The 15968-nt window shown below is 71.4% G+C and carries 19 protein-coding genes; 7 read left to right on the forward strand and 12 right to left on the reverse strand.

The genetic code is table 11. The features are described 5' to 3' along the window. Positions 1-27: 27 nt before the first annotated feature. On the reverse strand, positions 28-648 hold the full coding sequence (locus OG408_RS24940) for an RDD family protein (RefSeq protein WP_326672036.1): 621 nt from the start codon (positions 646-648) through the stop codon (positions 28-30). A gap of 450 nt (positions 649-1098) precedes the next feature. Between OG408_RS24940 and gdhA the strand changes: the two genes are divergently transcribed. Then, positions 1099-2478 (forward strand): NADP-specific glutamate dehydrogenase, encoded by a 1380-nt coding sequence (gene gdhA / locus OG408_RS24945; protein WP_266782064.1) that lies wholly within the window; start codon positions 1099-1101, stop codon positions 2476-2478. Positions 2479-2528: 50 nt separating this feature from the next. On the opposite strand, the gene OG408_RS24950 is transcribed toward gdhA, so the two are convergent. The 4 genes from OG408_RS24950 to OG408_RS24965 form a co-directional block, all read right to left on the reverse strand. Then, entirely contained in the window at positions 2529-2930 is a 402-nt protein-coding gene (locus OG408_RS24950) for a YrdB family protein (protein WP_442806062.1), read from the reverse strand. A gap of 51 nt (positions 2931-2981) precedes the next feature. Beyond that, positions 2982-3650 (reverse strand): peptide-methionine (S)-S-oxide reductase MsrA, encoded by a 669-nt coding sequence (gene msrA, locus OG408_RS24955; protein WP_285564751.1) that lies wholly within the window; start codon positions 3648-3650, stop codon positions 2982-2984. A gap of 72 nt (positions 3651-3722) precedes the next feature. Next, positions 3723-3845 carry a hypothetical protein gene (locus OG408_RS24960; RefSeq protein WP_266782068.1) on the reverse strand — a complete coding sequence of 41 codons (123 nt, stop codon included), beginning with the start codon at positions 3843-3845 and terminating at the stop codon, positions 3723-3725. Positions 3846-3923: 78 nt separating this feature from the next. Then, entirely contained in the window at positions 3924-5027 is a 1104-nt protein-coding gene (locus OG408_RS24965; RefSeq protein WP_266782070.1) for a hypothetical protein, read from the reverse strand. A 68-nt stretch (positions 5028-5095) separates the two neighbouring features. Here OG408_RS24965 and OG408_RS24970 point away from each other — a divergent pair, with 68 nt between their 5' ends. Then, positions 5096-6241 (forward strand): cystathionine gamma-synthase, encoded by a 1146-nt coding sequence (locus tag OG408_RS24970; protein WP_326672039.1) that lies wholly within the window; start codon positions 5096-5098, stop codon positions 6239-6241. 87 nt (positions 6242-6328) lie between these two features. Here OG408_RS24970 and OG408_RS24975 read toward each other — a convergent pair whose 3' ends face one another. The 4 genes from OG408_RS24975 to OG408_RS24990 form a co-directional block, all read right to left on the reverse strand. Then, positions 6329-6520 (reverse strand): DUF1059 domain-containing protein, encoded by a 192-nt coding sequence (locus OG408_RS24975; RefSeq protein ID WP_266782074.1) that lies wholly within the window; start codon positions 6518-6520, stop codon positions 6329-6331. A gap of 73 nt (positions 6521-6593) precedes the next feature. Further along, positions 6594-6836, reverse strand: a complete 243-nt coding sequence (locus OG408_RS24980; RefSeq protein ID WP_405405128.1) for a hypothetical protein — start codon at positions 6834-6836, stop codon at positions 6594-6596. Positions 6837-6841: 5 nt separating this feature from the next. Next, complete coding sequence (locus tag OG408_RS24985; RefSeq protein ID WP_266782078.1) at positions 6842-7342, reverse strand: sigma factor-like helix-turn-helix DNA-binding protein; 501 nt, start codon at positions 7340-7342, stop codon at positions 6842-6844. Between the two features lie 60 nt (positions 7343-7402). Continuing rightward, positions 7403-7933 (reverse strand): MarR family winged helix-turn-helix transcriptional regulator, encoded by a 531-nt coding sequence (locus OG408_RS24990; RefSeq protein WP_266782080.1) that lies wholly within the window; start codon positions 7931-7933, stop codon positions 7403-7405. A 156-nt stretch (positions 7934-8089) separates the two neighbouring features. On the opposite strand from OG408_RS24990, the gene ilvA reads away from it, so the two are divergent. From ilvA to OG408_RS25005, 3 genes are all read left to right on the forward strand, one after another. Further along, positions 8090-9319 carry a threonine ammonia-lyase gene (gene ilvA, locus OG408_RS24995; protein WP_285564748.1) on the forward strand — a complete coding sequence of 410 codons (1230 nt, stop codon included), beginning with the start codon at positions 8090-8092 and terminating at the stop codon, positions 9317-9319. A gap of 150 nt (positions 9320-9469) precedes the next feature. Further along, a complete protein-coding gene (locus OG408_RS25000) occupies positions 9470-10483 on the forward strand; it encodes an ATP-binding cassette domain-containing protein (RefSeq protein WP_285564747.1) in 1014 nt (337 codons plus the stop codon). Then, positions 10480-11331 (forward strand): ABC transporter permease, encoded by an 852-nt coding sequence (locus tag OG408_RS25005; RefSeq protein WP_405405135.1) that lies wholly within the window; start codon positions 10480-10482, stop codon positions 11329-11331. The genes OG408_RS25000 and OG408_RS25005 overlap by 4 nt, the downstream gene beginning before the upstream one ends. Before the next feature lie 68 nt (positions 11332-11399). Here OG408_RS25005 and greA read toward each other — a convergent pair whose 3' ends face one another. Further along, entirely contained in the window at positions 11400-11897 is a 498-nt protein-coding gene (greA, locus tag OG408_RS25010) for a transcription elongation factor GreA (RefSeq protein ID WP_266782088.1), read from the reverse strand. 189 nt (positions 11898-12086) lie between these two features. Further along, entirely contained in the window at positions 12087-12497 is a 411-nt protein-coding gene (locus OG408_RS25015; protein ID WP_266782090.1) for a DUF4307 domain-containing protein, read from the reverse strand. A 97-nt stretch (positions 12498-12594) separates the two neighbouring features. On the opposite strand from OG408_RS25015, the gene mca reads away from it, so the two are divergent. Continuing rightward, the gene (mca, locus tag OG408_RS25020; RefSeq protein WP_266782091.1) at positions 12595-13476 is read left to right on the forward strand and encodes a mycothiol conjugate amidase Mca; all 882 of its coding nucleotides are present in this window, start codon (positions 12595-12597) and stop codon (positions 13474-13476) included. Between the two features lies 1 nt (position 13477). Beyond that, a complete protein-coding gene (locus tag OG408_RS25025; protein ID WP_266782092.1) occupies positions 13478-13723 on the forward strand; it encodes a hypothetical protein in 246 nt (81 codons plus the stop codon). Between the two features lie 65 nt (positions 13724-13788). Here the strand turns inward: OG408_RS25025 and OG408_RS25030 are convergent, their stop codons facing one another. Beyond that, positions 13789-15945: a glycoside hydrolase family 3 N-terminal domain-containing protein gene (locus tag OG408_RS25030; protein WP_326672045.1), complete on the reverse strand. Its 2157-nt coding sequence runs from the start codon at positions 15943-15945 to the stop codon at positions 13789-13791. Positions 15946-15968 lie beyond the last annotated feature (23 nt).

Below are 15968 nucleotides of genomic sequence, written 5' to 3' on the forward strand. Positions count from 1 at the left end.
CCGGTCCCGTCCCGCCGGCGGGAGGGTTCAGACCGTCCGCCCGGCCACGGCCCGGCGGTGCGCCGCCAGATCGCTGCGGCGGACCTGGCGCAGCCCGGCGGGGTCGGGGTGCGCGACGTTGTCCTCGTGGCCCGCCCGGTGGCCGGGACCGCCCTCGCCGCCGGACCTGGCGAGGTGGGCGCGCACCCCGTACCAGGGCTGCAGCGGCAGCCAGCACAGCCCGTACAGCCATCTGCGCACCAGCCGCCCGGGGCCGGGGCGGCCCACGTCCGGCAGGCTCACCACCCGTATCCCCATGATCAGCTTCCCGGCGCCCGCCCCGACGAGTGCGGTGAGCACCACCTGGTTCAGGAACGACAGGACGAGCACCGGCCCGACCAGCAGACCGGCGACCTGGGGAACGGTCGCCGAGTCCACATGGGGCCGGACGAGTAACCCGCTGACGACCAGGCAGAGATAGCAGTCGAGCCCCACGGCGAGATAGCGGCGCATCTCGCCCGCCCGGGGCGGTGTGCGCGGCCCGGTCCTGCCCGCGCCGTACGAGGGTCCCGGATACCCGTAACCGAGCCGGGGACCCTCGGTCAACGGCGGTGGCCCGTAAGGAGTATGAGGAACCCGGCCGCTGCGGTGCCCCCGCGATGTCGTCATGACGGAATCATGTCTGATTGCCCGTCACGGCGGGCCCGGACCGCACACCTTCCCGTTCTTCCCGCGCGACGGAGGCGGGAGTGCGGCCGCCGCGAGGGCCGATGCGGAACCTCGCCGCCCCCGCCCGGGCACCTCACAACCGCCCGTCCCGCCCTGTGAGGTTCACCACTTCGGGCGATGGGCGACCCCGCCCCAAACCGGCGGAACCGCCCAGGGGCAAGGCCATCGCGCCCTTTACGCGCCCGGCCGGCGGAGATCACCATGTGGATGCCGTGGAGCATCCCGTGGCCCCACTGGGACACTCGATACGCCACAACGGTCCTGTACGTCGCTTTCGTGGGCACGGTATGCGTGATGTCGGGCGACGCCCTCGACGGCGAGGGAGGACCCGGTGCCCCTCGGGACGGGGGCGCCTTCGCGCATGAGCCGACCACGGAAGGTCTTGATCAGATGACGGCCACCCCTGACTCCGCAACGCCGCACACCGCCGAGAACCGTGTCATCGAGCCGCTGTACGCGGAGATCCTCCGCCGCAACCAGGGCGAGAAGGAGTTCCACCAGGCGGTCCGGGAGGTCCTGGAGACGCTCGGCCCGGTGCTGGCCCGGCGCCCGGAGTTCGTGGACGCCCGCATCATCGAGCGCATATGCGAGCCGGAGCGCCAGCTCATCTTCCGCGTGCCGTGGTCGGACGACTCCGGCGACATCCACGTCAACCGCGGCTTCCGGGTCGAGTTCTCCAGCTCGCTCGGCCCGTACAAGGGCGGGCTGCGCTTCCACCCCTCGGTCAACCTCGGCATCGTGAAGTTCCTCGGCTTCGAGCAGATCTTCAAGAACGCCCTCACCGGCATGCCCATCGGCGGCGGCAAGGGCGGCTCCGACTTCGACCCGAAGGGCCGCTCGGACGCCGAGATCATGCGGTTCTGCCAGTCGTTCATGACCGAACTCCACCGCCACCTCGGCGAGTACACCGACGTCCCCGCCGGTGACATCGGCGTGGGCGGCCGCGAGATCGGCTACCTCTTCGGCCAGTACAAGCGGATCACCAACCGCTTCGAGTCCGGTGTCCTCACCGGAAAGGGTCTCGGCTGGGGCGGCGCCCTGGTGCGGACCGAGGCCACCGGCTACGGCTGCGTCCTGTTCACCGCCGAGATGCTCCGCAGCCGCGGCGAGTCCCTCGACGGCCAGCGCATCGCCGTCTCCGGCTCGGGCAACGTCGCGATCTACGCGATCGAGAAGGCGCAGCAGCTCGGCGCCACCGTGGTGACCTGCTCCGACTCCGACGGCTACATCGTCGACGAGAAGGGCATCGACCTCGCCCTGCTCAAGGAGATCAAGGAGGCCCGCCGCGGCCGCGTCTCCGAGTACGCCGAACGCCGCGGCGGCGAAGCCGTGTTCGTCCCCGGCACCGGTGTCTGGAACGTCCCCTGCGATGTGGCCCTGCCCTGCGCCACGCAGAACGAACTCCACGAGGCCGATGCGCTGACCCTCGTGCGCAACGGCGTGAAGGCGGTCGCCGAGGGCGCCAACATGCCCACCACCCCCGAGGCCGTCCGCGTCCTCCAGGAAGCGGGCGTGGCCTTCGCCCCCGGCAAGGCGGCCAACGCGGGCGGGGTGGCCACCAGCGCCCTGGAGATGCAGCAGAACGCCTCGCGCGACTCCTGGACCTTCGCGCACACGGAGGAGCGGCTCGCGGAGATCATGCGCCACATCCACGAGTCCTGCTACACGACGGCGGAGCGCTACGGCAGCCCCGGCAACTACGTGGCCGGCGCGAACATCGCCGGCTTCGAGCTGGTCGCGGACGCGATGCTGGCGCAGGGGCTGATCTGACCCGTCCGGCCGGATCAGACTCCGTCTGATCCGAGGAGCGCGGCCGGCACCTACCGGGCAGGTGCCGGCCGTCGCCGGAACGTCTCCAGCAGCCCCGTGTTCGCCACCACCACGACGGCCATGACCACGGCCGCCACGGGGTGCCCCACCCCGTGGAGGGCGAGGGCGGCGCCGCCGAGCACCACGGTCTTGACCGCCAGCACACCGGCCACCGGCAGCCGGATCCGGGCGCGGGGTGCGGCGAACAGGCCCCACAGGGTGATGGCTACGGCCAGCACTGCGGCTCCCAGCAGGAGTTGGAGGGCCAGTCCGTCCCCGAGACTGAACCCCCAGCCGAACAGGCAGGCCAGCGCGGCCAGTTCCACGAGGAACGCCAGGGCCTCGTTGGCCGCCCGCCAGGGATGTCCGCTCAGGGACGGGACCGCCGGTCCGTCCGTGCCGTTCTCGCGCATGGTGCCCCCACCCCGCCGTTCACCGTTCACGTCGGTGCGAGGGTAACCGGCTCAGCCCCGCGCCGCCGGTGCCACCCCGGCCGGGCACGAGACACCCGTGCCGCCGATCCCGCAGTAGCCCGCCGGGTTCTTGTCCAGGTACTGCTGGTGGGCCGGCTCCGCGGGCCAGAATTGGCGGCCGTCGGCGGGCAGGATCTCCGTGCTGATCACGCCGTGGCCGGAGCCCGTGAGGGCCTTCTGGTACGTCTCGCGGGACGCCGCAGCGGCCGCGGCCTGCTCGGGGGAGTGGGTGTACACGGCGGAGCGGTACTGGGTGCCCACGTCGTTGCCCTGGCGGAAGCCCTGGGTCGGGTCGTGGGACTCCCAGAAGAGCTTCAGCAGCTGCGCGTACGTCACGGTCCTCGGGTCGAAGACCACGCGTACCGCCTCGGTGTGCCCGGTCAGGCCCGAGCAGACCTCCTCGTACGCGGGATTCTCCGTATAGCCGCCCTGATAGCCGACGAGCGTCGTCCAGACGCCGTCCTGCCGCCAGAACGTGCGCTCGGCGCCCCAGAAACAGCCCATCGCGAAGTCCGCGACCTCCAGACCCTCCGGGTACGGGCCCAGCAGGGCGTTGCCCAGGACCGTGTGGCGGGACGGGACGGTGAACTCCGGGGTGGTGCGGCCGCGCAGGGCCTCCTCCGGGGTGGGGAGCTGCGGGGTGCGGCGGTGCAGGAACATACGGGGCTCCTCCTGGGTCGGGGTGCTGTCACTGCAACGCCCCCGGGCCACCGCGGATTCCTCCGCCGGAGGTCAGCGGCGCGGTGCGCCGCCGTCCGACTCCGCGTCCTCGACGTAGGCGGCGGCCCGCTTGCGGGCCTTGAACCAGAAGTAGAGGCCGAGGCCGATCAGGATCAGGGGTATCAGTCGTGTCACGGGAACACCGTTCATCGCAGGGGAATCAGGGGCGCGTCGCTTCCACGGTCGCACAGCGGCGGCCGTCGCGGTTCGCGGCTACTGCGGCAGCGTCGCCGGGCTGCCGCCGTTCGCCTCGTAGCCGGCCACCGCCAGGGCCCGGTACACGGCGTACTCGGCGGCCGGGTCGGAGTTCTCCGTCCACGGCAGCGCGCCGACGTGGCCGTCGATGTGGACCAGCTGGTTCATCGCCTCGGACCAGCGCTCCATCCGGACCAGGAACAGCACCAGGAGATGGCGGACGTGCGCGAGCATCGGGTCGTCGGCGCGGGCCGCGTGCACCGCGAACATCGCGCCCTCGACCGCCTTCGTCACCACCAGGCCGCGGTAGAAGCCCTGGACCAGATTCACCTCGGGCAGGTGCTCGTACACCGCGAACAGCGGCAGCGCCGCCAGCAGCGAGCCCTGCGGGGCGCGGGCGGCCGCCGCGGTGGCGAAGCGGTCCGCCTCCTCGCGGGAGCCGTGCCACTTCTCGCACCAGAAGTGCAGCGCCGCGATGTGCGCGCCCATGTGGGCCGGGGCCCGGTCGATGATCTTCGCCCAGAGCTGGTCGAACTCCTCGTGCGAGTAGCCCAGTCCACGGGCGACGGCCAGCTCCACGAGATACGGGACGGGGTCGCCCGGCGCCAGCAGGGCCGCCTCGCCGACGACCGTACGCGCCTCCTCCAGGATGATCCGGAAGTCGTCCGTCCCCGCCGATGACGACCGCCACGCCTGCTGGACCAGGAACTCCGCGTGCACGGCCGCGCCGCCCGCGTCCTTCGGCGCCTCGGCCCGCCACTTGCGCAGCCACGCCCCGCCGACGCCCGGCCGCTGCATCAGTTCCAGGGAGGCGGCCCCGGCGAAGGCCTGCACCCGCTGCCACCGCACCTCGCCCTCCTTCGGCGTCCCGGACAGCAGCTGGGACGCGGCCCGCCACTCCTGGGTGTGCTGGACGACATCGAGCACGTCGAGGAGATCCTGGTCGGGGCCCGGCATCCGGATGTCCAGCTCCTCCTGGCGCACGAAGCCGTAGGTGTCCGGATCGGCGGCGTCGGGCGAACCGGGCGCCACCTGACGGATGCCGCCCCGGCGGCGCCGCACATAGGGGCCGACGACCGCGGCGAGCAGGCACAGCGCGAGCAGGAACCACAGAATCTCCATGCCCCCATTGTCACCGGACGGCCCGGTGGTCCGTGAGGGACCTCGGCGGCGGACTACGCTCGGGGCCCATGAGCGACCAGCACAGCTTCGAGACTCTCGCGATCCACGCGGGAAACACCGCCGATCCCCTCACCGGCGCTGTTGTTCCCCCCATTTACCAGGTCTCCACGTACAAGCAGGACGGCGTGGGCGGACTGCGCGGCGGCTACGAGTACAGCCGCAGCGCCAACCCGACCCGCACTGCGCTGGAGGAGAACCTCGCGGCCCTGGAGGGCGGCCGCCGCGGACTCGCCTTCGCCTCCGGCCTCGCCGCCGAGGACTGCCTGCTCCGTACGCTGCTGACCCCCGGCGACCACGTGGTCATCCCGAACGACGCCTACGGCGGCACGTTCCGGCTGTTCGCGAAGGTCGCCTCGCGCTGGGGCGTGGAGTTCTCGGTCGCCGACACCTCGGACGTGGCGGCGGTACGGGCGGCGATCACCCCGCGCACCAAGGCGATCTGGGTGGAGACGCCCTCCAACCCGCTGCTCGGCATCACCGACATCGCGGCCGTCGCCGACGTGGCCCGCACGGCGGGTGCGCGGCTGGTCGTCGACAACACCTTCGCCAGTCCCTACCTCCAGCAGCCCCTGGCCCTCGGCGCCGATGTCGTCGTCCACTCCACCACCAAGTACATGGGCGGCCACTCGGACGTCGTCGGTGGCGCGCTGATCGTCAACGACCCCGATCTGTCGGAGGAGCTGGCGTACCACCAGAACGCGATGGGCGCCGTCGCCGGGCCGTTCGACGCCTGGCTGGTGCTGCGCGGCATCAAGACGCTGGCCGTGCGGATGGACCGGCACAGCGAGAACGCGACCAAGGTCGCCGACCTGCTGACCCGCCACCCCAAGGTCACCCAGGTCCTCTACCCCGGGCTGCCCGAGCACCAGGGCCACGAGATCGCCGCCAAGCAGATGAAGACGTTCGGCGGCATGGTGTCCTTCCGGGTCGCGGGCGGCGAGGAGGCGGCCGTCGAGGTCTGCAACCGCGCGAAGCTCTTCACGCTCGGTGAGTCGCTCGGCGGCGTCGAGTCGCTCCTGGAGCACCCGGGCCGGATGACGCACGCCTCCGCCGCGGGCTCCCCGCTGGAGGTCCCCGCCGACCTGGTCCGGCTCTCCGTCGGCATCGAGAACGGCGACGACCTGCTGGCCGACCTGACGCAGGCGCTCGGCTAGGGCCCGTACCGGTCGTCGTACGCGACACGGCGCAGACGAGAGGGGCGGGGCCGGCGCAACCGGTCCCGCCCCTCTCGTCTCCGGTCCTCAGACCGAGACCTTCTCGTCCTCCAGCGAGGCCCTGACCTGCTCCCGCAGTTCGGGGCTGTCGGTGTGCTCATGGACGGAGACCGCGTGCTCCGTGGCCGCCCGCACGACTTCGTCCTCCTCACCGGAGATCGTCAGCGAGCAGTTCGACACACTCGGATACTTGCGGCAGTCAGCGATCTTCCTGGTCATCACAGCCTCCTCGGCCGGTGTCCGGCCGTGCCCTTCCAGGATAAATCGGTACGAAGCGGTCCGGGCGTGGTGCCTACCAGCCCTCCAGCGGCGGCGTCGTCTCCGCGGGCGGCACGTGCCAGGGCTGGACCACCACCGCCCACACCGTGAACGCCACGACCACCGCGGTCGCCGTCAGCAGCCACAGCCGCGTCAGCACCCGCCGGCGCCGCAGCAGCCGGCCGCCGCGCTCCGCCGCCCGCGCCGCCAGCTCCGCCGGGACCTGAGGACGGGGGTTCTCCAGCATCCGCCGGACCTCGTCCTCCTTGCGCCCCATGCCGCTCACGGTGCCGCCCCCAGCGGCCGGGTGCGCGGGTGCCCCCGCCGCAGGGTCGGGCTCCGGGTGCCGCGCATCGTGGCCACCGAGCGGTTGCAGACCGCACGGACCCGGTCCACCGGCACCCCGAGCAGCGCCGCCGTCTGCTCCTCGGGAACGCCCTCGTACAGGCGCAGCACCAGGACGAGCCGTTCCTGCGGGGTCAGCCGGTCCAGGAGTCCGCCGCGAAGGCGGTGATGACGCCACGCCTCGCGGGCGAAGCGGGTGGCGAGGTCCTGCCGGGTGCGGTCGTACGGATCCTCGCCGTGCAGCCGGTCCCAGTCCGCGTACGTCCGGGCCAGCGCCGCGGTCAGCAGCCGCTGCGCGCGCTCGTTGGCGCCGGGCGGGTCCGCGGGTTCGGCCGTGAGGAGGGTCGCGGTGTGCAGCAGCCGGCCCGCCGCGCCCGCCACGAAGGCCTCGAACTCCTGGGCGCGGCGCCGCTGTCGGCCCGCATGGCGCTCTCGCACGAGGTCAATCGGAGCGCTCCGCGGGCCCCGGGTCAACCCCCGGGGGCCCGGCGGCCCGGACTAACCCGCCTGCGGTGCCTGGTGCGCCGCCTGGCGCGCGGCCAGGGCCGCGTTGAAACGGGTCAGCAGAGCGCAGAACGTGTCCCGCTCGTCCTCGGACCACTCGTCCGTCACCTGTGACATCAGCTCGCGCCGCGAGGAGCGGACCTCGTCCAGCCGGGCCTGGCCGCGCGGGGACAGCTGGAGCACGACGGCACGGCCGTCCTCCGGGTGCGAGGTGCGCTTGACCAGACCGGTGTCCACGAGCGGTGCGACCTGCCGGGTCACGGTCGAGGAGTCGATCCCCATCCCCGCGGCCAGCGCCTTGACGCCCATGGGGCCTTCCCGGTCCAGCCGGTTGAGCAGCAGATACGCGGCCCGGTCCATGGAGTTGCGCACCTGGCCGACACCGCCGAGGCGGGTCTGCTCGGCCCGGCGGGCGAAGACCGCCACCTGGTGCTGCAGGGCGTCGAGAAGGTGGTCGTGACCCGGGTTCTCCGGGGCGGCGCCCCCGGAAGGAGACGCGGCAGTCGTCATGTCCTGAGGGGGCATGGCCGGGGGCTCTCTTCGTGCGGTGTCGGATGGGTGGGGGACAGAGTACGCGGCCCCGGGGCAACGCGTACCAGTGCTGCACAAACCTGCGGACATCGGCGCAGGACGGCACCTCATGCGGCGGCCGCAACCCCTTTCAGCTGCAAGACTTGCGGTATGAACTTCCCTCCGCCCGGCCGTTTTCCCCCGCTGATCCTCGATGACGTACGGGGTGCGCAGAAGATGCTCTCCGGGGTTTCCAGGGTCACCCCGCTGGAGGGAAGCCGCCATCTGTCCGCGCTCGTGGGCGCACCGGTGCTGTTCAAGTGCGAGAACCTGCAGCGGACGGGGTCGTTCAAACTGCGGGGCGCGTACGTACGCATCTCCGGTCTGACGCCGGTCGAAAGGGCCGCGGGCGTCGTCGCCGCGAGCGCCGGAAACCATGCGCAGGGTGTCGCGCTCGCGTCTGCGCTGCTCGGCGTACGGTCGACGGTCTTCATGCCCGTCGGGGCGCCGCTGCCGAAGGTCGCCGCGACCAGGGAGTACGGCGCGGAGGTGCGGCTGCACGGCCATGTCGTCGACGAGACCCTCGCGGCGGCGCAGGAGTACGCGCACGAGACGGGCGCGGTCTTCATCCACCCCTTCGACCACCCGGACATCATCGCCGGGCAGGGCACGGTGGGCCTGGAGATCCTGGAGCAGTGCCCGGAGGTGCGCACGATCGTCGTGGGTGTCGGCGGCGGCGGGCTCGCGGCCGGGATCGCCGTGGCGGTCAAGGCGGTCCGGCCCGATGTGCGGATCGTCGGCGTGCAGGCGGCGGGCGCCGCCTGCTACCCGCCGTCGCTGGCCGCCGGCCACCCCGTGTCGATCGATTCGCTCCAGACGATGGCGGACGGCATCAAGGTGGGGCGCCCCGGCGATGTGCCGTTCGGCCTGGTCCGGGAGCTGGTCGACGAGGTCCGCACGGTCTCCGAGGACGAGCTGTCCAGCGCCCTGCTGCTCTGCCTGGAGCGGGCCAAGATGGTCGTGGAGCCCGCCGGGGCGAGCCCGGTGGCGGCGCTGCTGAGCGACCCCAAGTCCTTCCGAGGGCCGGTGGTGGCCCTGCTCTCCGGCGGCAACGTCGACCCGCTGCTGATGCAGCGCATCCTGACCCACGGCATGTCGGCGGCCGGCCGCTATCTGAGCCTGCGGCTGCGGCTGACGGACCGGCCCGGCGCGCTGGCGACCATGCTGGGCGTGCTCTCACTGGCCGATGCCAACGTCCTCGACGTCAGCCATGTGCGCACCGATCCCCGGCTCGGTCTCACCGAGGCCGAGGTCGAACTGCACCTGGAGACCAAGGGGCCCGAGCACTGCGAGGAGGTCGCCGCGGCACTGCGCGGGGCGGGGTATCTCGTGATGGGCTGAACCCTTGTTGGTCGCGATGTATCGCGATACTGTGCGTGCGCCCGGACCGGTGGCGTACACGCGTTCGTCCCGTGTGTTCACCAGGCGCGGAAACCCGGGCAAATCTAGGATCTGTGAGGAAGTCACCCGAACGCACTGGGGGAACCCCATATGCCAGGCGCCATCTACGCCGAAGGTCTGGTGAAGACCTTCGGAGACGTGCGAGCACTCGGCGGCGTCGACCTCGACGTGCCGCAAGGCACCGTCCTCGGACTTCTCGGCCCCAACGGAGCCGGCAAGACGACCGCCGTACGCGTCCTGACGACGCTGCTCAGACCCGACAGCGGCAGCGCCTTCGTCGCGGGCATCGACGTACTGAGGAAACCCAACGAGGTGCGGCGCTCGATCGGGCTCTCCGGCCAGTTCGCCGCCGTCGACGAATACCTGACCGGCCGGGAGAATCTCCAGATGGTCGGCCAGCTCTACCAGATGTCGGCGCGCGACGCGAAGGCCCGGGCCGTGGAACTGCTGGAGCGGTTCAACCTCGCCGACGCGGCCGACCGCACCGCCAAGACGTACTCGGGCGGCATGCGCCGCCGCCTCGACCTGGCGGCGGCCCTCGTCGTCTCCCCGCCGGTCATGTTCATGGACGAGCCGACCACCGGCCTCGACCCGCGCAACCGGCAGCAGCTCTGGGACGTCATCGAGGAACTCGTCGCCGGCGGCACGACGCTGCTGCTCACCACGCAGTACCTGGAGGAGGCCGACCGCCTCGCCCACGACATCTGCGTGATCGACCACGGCCTCGTCATCGCGCGCGGCACCTCCGACGAGCTCAAGGCCCGCACCGGCGGCGAACGCGTCGAGGTCGTCGTCCAGCAGCGCGACCAGATCGAACCGGCCCGCGAGGTCCTCACCCACCTGGGCAAGGGCGAGGTCGCCGTCGTCCCGCACATGCGCAAACTGACCGTCCCGGTCGACGGCGGCGCCAAACTGCTCGCCGAGGTCATCCGCGAGCTCGACGGCCGCGGTGTGGAGATCGACGACATCGGGCTGCGCCGCCCCACCCTCGACGACGTGTTCATCTCCCTCACCGGCCACGCGGCCGAGCAGGAGCGGACCGACGAGAGCAACGAGCACGGGACGGCCCCGGAGCCGGGCGCCCGGACGGAGGCAGCGAAGTGAGTGCCGTGACCGAGACGACAGCGGCTCCGGTGCCCCGCGGCGGCGGAGGCGTCGGCCAGTCCGTACGCGACTCGCTGGTCATCGCGCGCCGCAACCTGATCCGGATGACCAGGATCCCCGAAGTGGTGCTCTTCGGGCTCATCCAGCCGATCATGTTCGTGGTGCTGTTCAGCTACGTGTTCGGCGGCTCCATGAACATCGGGGGCTCGACCGACCCCGTCGTCTACCGCAACTTCCTGATGGCCGGGATCTTCGCGCAGACCGTCACCTTCGCCACGGCGGGCGCGGGCGCCGGGATCGCCGACGACATGCACAAGGGGCTCGTCGACCGCTTCCGCTCGCTGCCCATGGCACGCGGCGCGGTGCTCACCGGCCGCACGCTGGCCGACCTCGTCCAGACCATGTTCACCGTGCTGGTGCTCACGGTCGTCGCCCTGATCGTCGGCTGGCGCATCCACGAGGGCGTCCCCAAGGCGCTCGGCGCGTTCGGGCTGCTCCTGCTGCTCGGCTACGCCTTCTCCTGGATCGGCGCGCTGATCGGCCTGTCCGTCCGCACTCCGGAGGCGGCCACATCGGGCGGACTGATCTGGCTGTTCCCGGTGACGTTCATCTCCAACGCCTTCGTGGACTCCAGCCAGATGGCGGGCTGGCTCCAGCCGATCGCCGACTGGAACCCGTTCAGCGCGACCGTCCAGGCGTGCCGGGTGCTCTTCGGTAACCCCGGCGTCTCCACGTCCGACGCCTGGCCGATGCAGCACCCGGTCTGGGCCTCGCTGATCTGGTCCGTCGTGATCATCGTGGTCTTCCGGACCCTGGCGGTGCGCAAGTACCGCTCGGTCGCCGTCTGAGCGATCCGTCCCCGCACAGCAGGGAGCCCCGGCCGCTGCGGCCGGGGCTCTCTCGTGGTGTGCGCGGATCAGCCGGAGTACGGCTTCGCCGAAAGGATCTTGACCGTGGCGGTCTTGCCGTTCGGCAGCTCGTACTGCGCGGTCTCACCCATCTTCTTGCCGTTCACACCCACACCGAGCGGGGACTGCGGGGAGTACGTCTCGATGGCGGCGCTCGCGTACTCGCGGGAGGCCAGGAGGAAGGTCGTCGTGTCGTCGTCATCGCCGTCGAAGGCGATCGTCACGACCATGCCGGGCTCGACCACACCGTCGTCGGCCGGCGCCTCGCCGACCTTCGCGTGCTCCAGGAGCTGGGTCAGCTGGCGCACCCGGAGCTCCATCTTGCCCTGCTCCTCCTTGGCCGCGTGGTACCCGCCGTTCTCACGCAGGTCGCCCTCCTCACGGGCCGCCGCGATCTTGACGGCGATCTCCGTGCGCGCGGGACCAGACAGGTACTCCAGCTCGGCCTTGAGCTGGCTGTACGCCTCCGGCGTGAGCCAGGTGACGTTTTCGCTGGTCTGGGTCACAGGGTGCTCCTCGTCGGTACTGGGAATACAAAGCATCGCCCTACCCCGAAGCATGCGCTTCCACGGGTGGGCGAAACCACGAGCCTAACAATTCGCCGGGAAAAGGGGGAGGAGGTAAACGGCTGAGAGTGTCGAACCGCAGGTCAGAGGTGCTAAGAGCCGTTCAGGACGCGCGTGCGGCGGTCAACGTCACGCCCCGCCGTCGTCCGTGCACCCGAGCAGCTCGACGCTGGTCGCCCTGGACGTCGTGCGCAGCGTGAGGACCTGGTCGATCCGGTCGGTGTCGCCGTCGAAGCGGAAGTCCTTGCGGGCGACGTCGGTGCCGTCCTCGCGCTGCGAGCGGAGGGTGCAGTACCCCTTGGCGTCCCGGTCCTTGCGGACCTCCAGGTGCACCTCGACCCGTTCGTCCGAGACGACCTTGAACTTGATCACCTCGGCGCTGAGGCCCTGGCCGCTGACGTACCCGTAGCCGATCCAGCCGACCACGCCCAGCAGGACGACGCCGAGGACCGCGCCGATGATCCTGAGCCTGCGGTCCGCCCGCTGGTCCGCCGAGCGTCCGTAACGGTTCTCGGGAAGCGTCTCGCGCACCGCCGTCATGATCGTTCCTCCCGTACCGGGGATCGAGGAATTTTCCACCCCCCGGTTCGGTCACTATAGAAGTTGCACTTCGCGACCAATCACTGAGGATCGAGTCTTGACTGAGCAGCTTCGACTGATGGCCGTCCACGCCCACCCCGACGACGAGTCGAGCAAGGGCGCGGCCACCATGGCCAAGTACGTGTCCGAGGGGGTGGACGTGCTGGTCGTGACCTGCACGGGGGGAGAGCGTGGCTCCATCCTCAACCCGAAGCTCCAGGGCGACGCGTACATCGAGGAGAACATCCACGAGGTGCGCAGGAAGGAGATGGACGAGGCCCGCGCGATTCTGGGCGTCAAGCAGGAGTGGCTCGGCTTCGTCGACTCCGGCCTGCCCGAGGGCGACCCGCTGCCGCCGCTGCCCGAGGGCTGCTTCGCCCTGGAGGACGAGACCGTCGCGGCGGGACGCCTCGTCGCGAAGATCCGCGCCTTCCGGCCGCAGGTCATCACCACGTACGACGAGAACGGGGGCTACCCGCACCCCGACCACATCATGACCCACACCATCTCGATGATCGCCTTCGACGGCGCTGCGGACACCGAGAAGTTCCCCGAGGCGGAGTTCGGCCCCGCCTGGACGCCGCAGAAGCTCTACTACAACCAGGGCTTCAACAAGCCGCGCACGGTCGCGCTGCACGAGGCGCTGCTCGCCCGCGGTCTGGAGTCGCCGTACGGGGACTGGCTGGAGCGCTGGAAGGAGTTCGAGCGCGCCGAGCGCACGCTGACCACGCACGTTCCGTGCGCGGACTTCTATGAGATCCGCGACAAGGCACTGATCGCGCACGCGACGCAGATCGACCCGGAGGGCGGCTGGTTCCGCGTTCCGATGGAGATCCAGCAGGAGGTCTGGCCGACCGAGGAGTACGAGCTGGCGAAGTCCCTCGTCGATACCTCCCTCCCCGAGAGCGACCTCTTCGCGGGCATCCGCGACAATGCCTGATATGTACGCGACTCAGGCACTGCCGCACCTCGTCCCGCTCGCCGAGGAACTGGACAAGAACAAGGTGACCCCCGGGGTCCTCGGCTTCATCGTCTTCGCCGCCCTCGCCGTGGGCGTGTGGCTGCTGATGAAGTCCATGAACCGGCACATGGGCAAGGTCGACTTCGAGGAGGCGCCCGAGGAGCCGGCGGCGCCGGCCGGAGCGAAGGGCACGGCGGCACCCGCCGGGTCCGCCAACCGGAAGTAGGCGGGCGGGCGGTACCGGAGTGACCGGTACCGCCCGATCGGGTCACCGGGCGGGTCCGGCGGGCGTCACCGCACGGTCAGCGTCCGGCGCGAGCCTGCCGCGGAACTCGTTCCCGCGTAGAGGTCGATCCGGCCGGGCTCGACGGTGAACGTGCCCGCCGGGTCGTTCGTCCAGAAGCCCAGGTCCCGCGCGCCCAGCCGGAACGTCACCGTGGCGCTCGCGCCCGGTTCCAGCGTCACCCGCTCGAAGCCGCAGAGGCGGCGCAGGGGCTGGGCGATGCTCGCCGACACGTCGTGGACGTAGAGCTGGACGACCTCGTCGCCCGTCCGCGTCCCGGTGTTGGTGACCTCCACCGCGACCTCGACCGCCGCACCCCGCTCCAGCTCCTCCACCGTGACGCTGTCGCGGTCCGGTGCCGGTTCGCCGGTGCTGAACGTGGTGTAGCTCAGGCCGTACCCGAACGGGAACAGCGGGCCGTCCTCCAGGTCGAGGTACTTCGAGACGTACTTCTCGCCGGGATCGGCCGCGCGGTAGGGCCGGCCGGTGCTCTCGCGGTTGTAGTAGACGGGGATCTGGCCCACGCTCCGGGGGAAGGACACCGGGAGCTTGCCGCCCGGCCCGACCGCGCCGAAGAGGACGTCCGCCACCGCGTGACCTGCCTCGATCCCCGGGTGCCAGGCCTCCAGCACGGCGGGCGCGGAGTCCAGCCAGCCGCCGATCGTCAGCGGCCTGCCGTTCAGCAGGACCACCGCGAACGGCTTCCCGGTCGCCGCGACGGCCGCGATCAGCTCCTCCTGCCCCGCCGGCAGCCCGATGTCGCTGCGCACGGCCGCCTCGCCGCTGAGGGCCGGCGGTTCGCCGACCACGAGCACGGTGACGTCCGCCGACTCCACGGCGGCCACCGCCTCCGCGACACCCGGCCCGGCCGGGACGACGACCGTGCCGGAAGCCGCCTCGCGTACCCCGTCCAGCACGCTGACCGAGGGGAAGCGGAGCCCGCCGGGGCCCGCCCAGGTGCCGTGCAGGTCGTCCGAGTCCGCGAGCGGTCCGACCACGGCGATCGTGGCCGTCTCCCGGGACAGCGGGAGGACGGCGTCCTCGTTCCGCAGCAGCACCATCGACCGGGCACCGGCCGTACGGGCCGCCGCGCGCGCCTCGGCGGTGGGAGCCGTGACGGCCGCCGACTCGTCGGCGTACGGGTGGTCGAACAGGCCCAGCGCGAACTTCAGGCGCAGGATGCGGGCCACCGCGTCGTCCAGCCGGCTCTCGTCGACGCGGCCGTCCGCCAGCAGGGCCTCGCCGTGGTCGGCCAGGTGCGTGGAGACCATCTCCATGTCGAGCCCGGCGTTCAGCGCCAGCCGGGCCGCGTCCGCGCCGTCCTCGGCGAACCCGTGCGCGATCAGCTCCTCGACCCCGGTGTAGTCGCTGACCACGAAGCCCTCGAAGCCCCACTCCTGCTTGAGGATGCTGTCCATCGTGTGCGCGTTGCCGTGCGCCGGGACGCCGCTCACCGTGTTGAACGCGGCCATGACCGTGGCCACGCCCGCGTCGAGCGCCGCCTTGAACGGCGGCAGGTAGAGATTGCGCAGCCGCTGCTCGGAGACGTCGACCGTGTTGTAGTCGCGGCCGCCCTCCGCCCCGCCGTAGGCGACGAAGTGCTTGGCGCAGGCCGCGACCCGGTCGGCCGAGGCCAGCTCCGAACCGTCCGCCGGGCCCTGGTAGCCGTGGATCCTGGCCACCGCGAGGACGGAGTTCAGATACGGGTCCTCGCCGCTGCTCTCGGCGATCCGCCCCCAGCGGGGCTCATGGGTGACGTCCATCATCGGCGAGAACGTCCAGTGGACGCCGTTGGAGCGCGTCTCCTTCGCCGACACCTCCGCGTCGGACCCGGCCACCGCCGGATCGAAGCTCGCCGCCTGTGCCAGCGGGATCGGGAACGTGGTCCAGAAGCCGTGGATGACGTCGAGCCCGAACAGCAGCGGAATGCCGAGCCGGGACTCCTCGACGGCCATGCGCTGGAGCGCGTTGGTGTGCTCCGCGCCGTGGATGTTGAGCACGGAGCCGAGCAGCCCGGCGCGGGCCGCTGCCTCCGTGAGGGCGGTCTGGCCGCCCCCCGGACCGGTGTCCCCGGTCCAGGTCAGCTGTTGCAGCTGACCGAACTTCTCCGCGGCCGTCATCCGGTCCAGGAGTGCCTTGACCTTGTCTTCGTACGTTCGCTGCATCCCGGTTCCCACGTGGCTCTTGC

This window comes from Streptomyces sp. NBC_01257 (assembly GCF_035917255.1).
Taxonomy (GTDB): Bacteria; Actinomycetota; Actinomycetes; order Streptomycetales; family Streptomycetaceae; genus Streptomyces.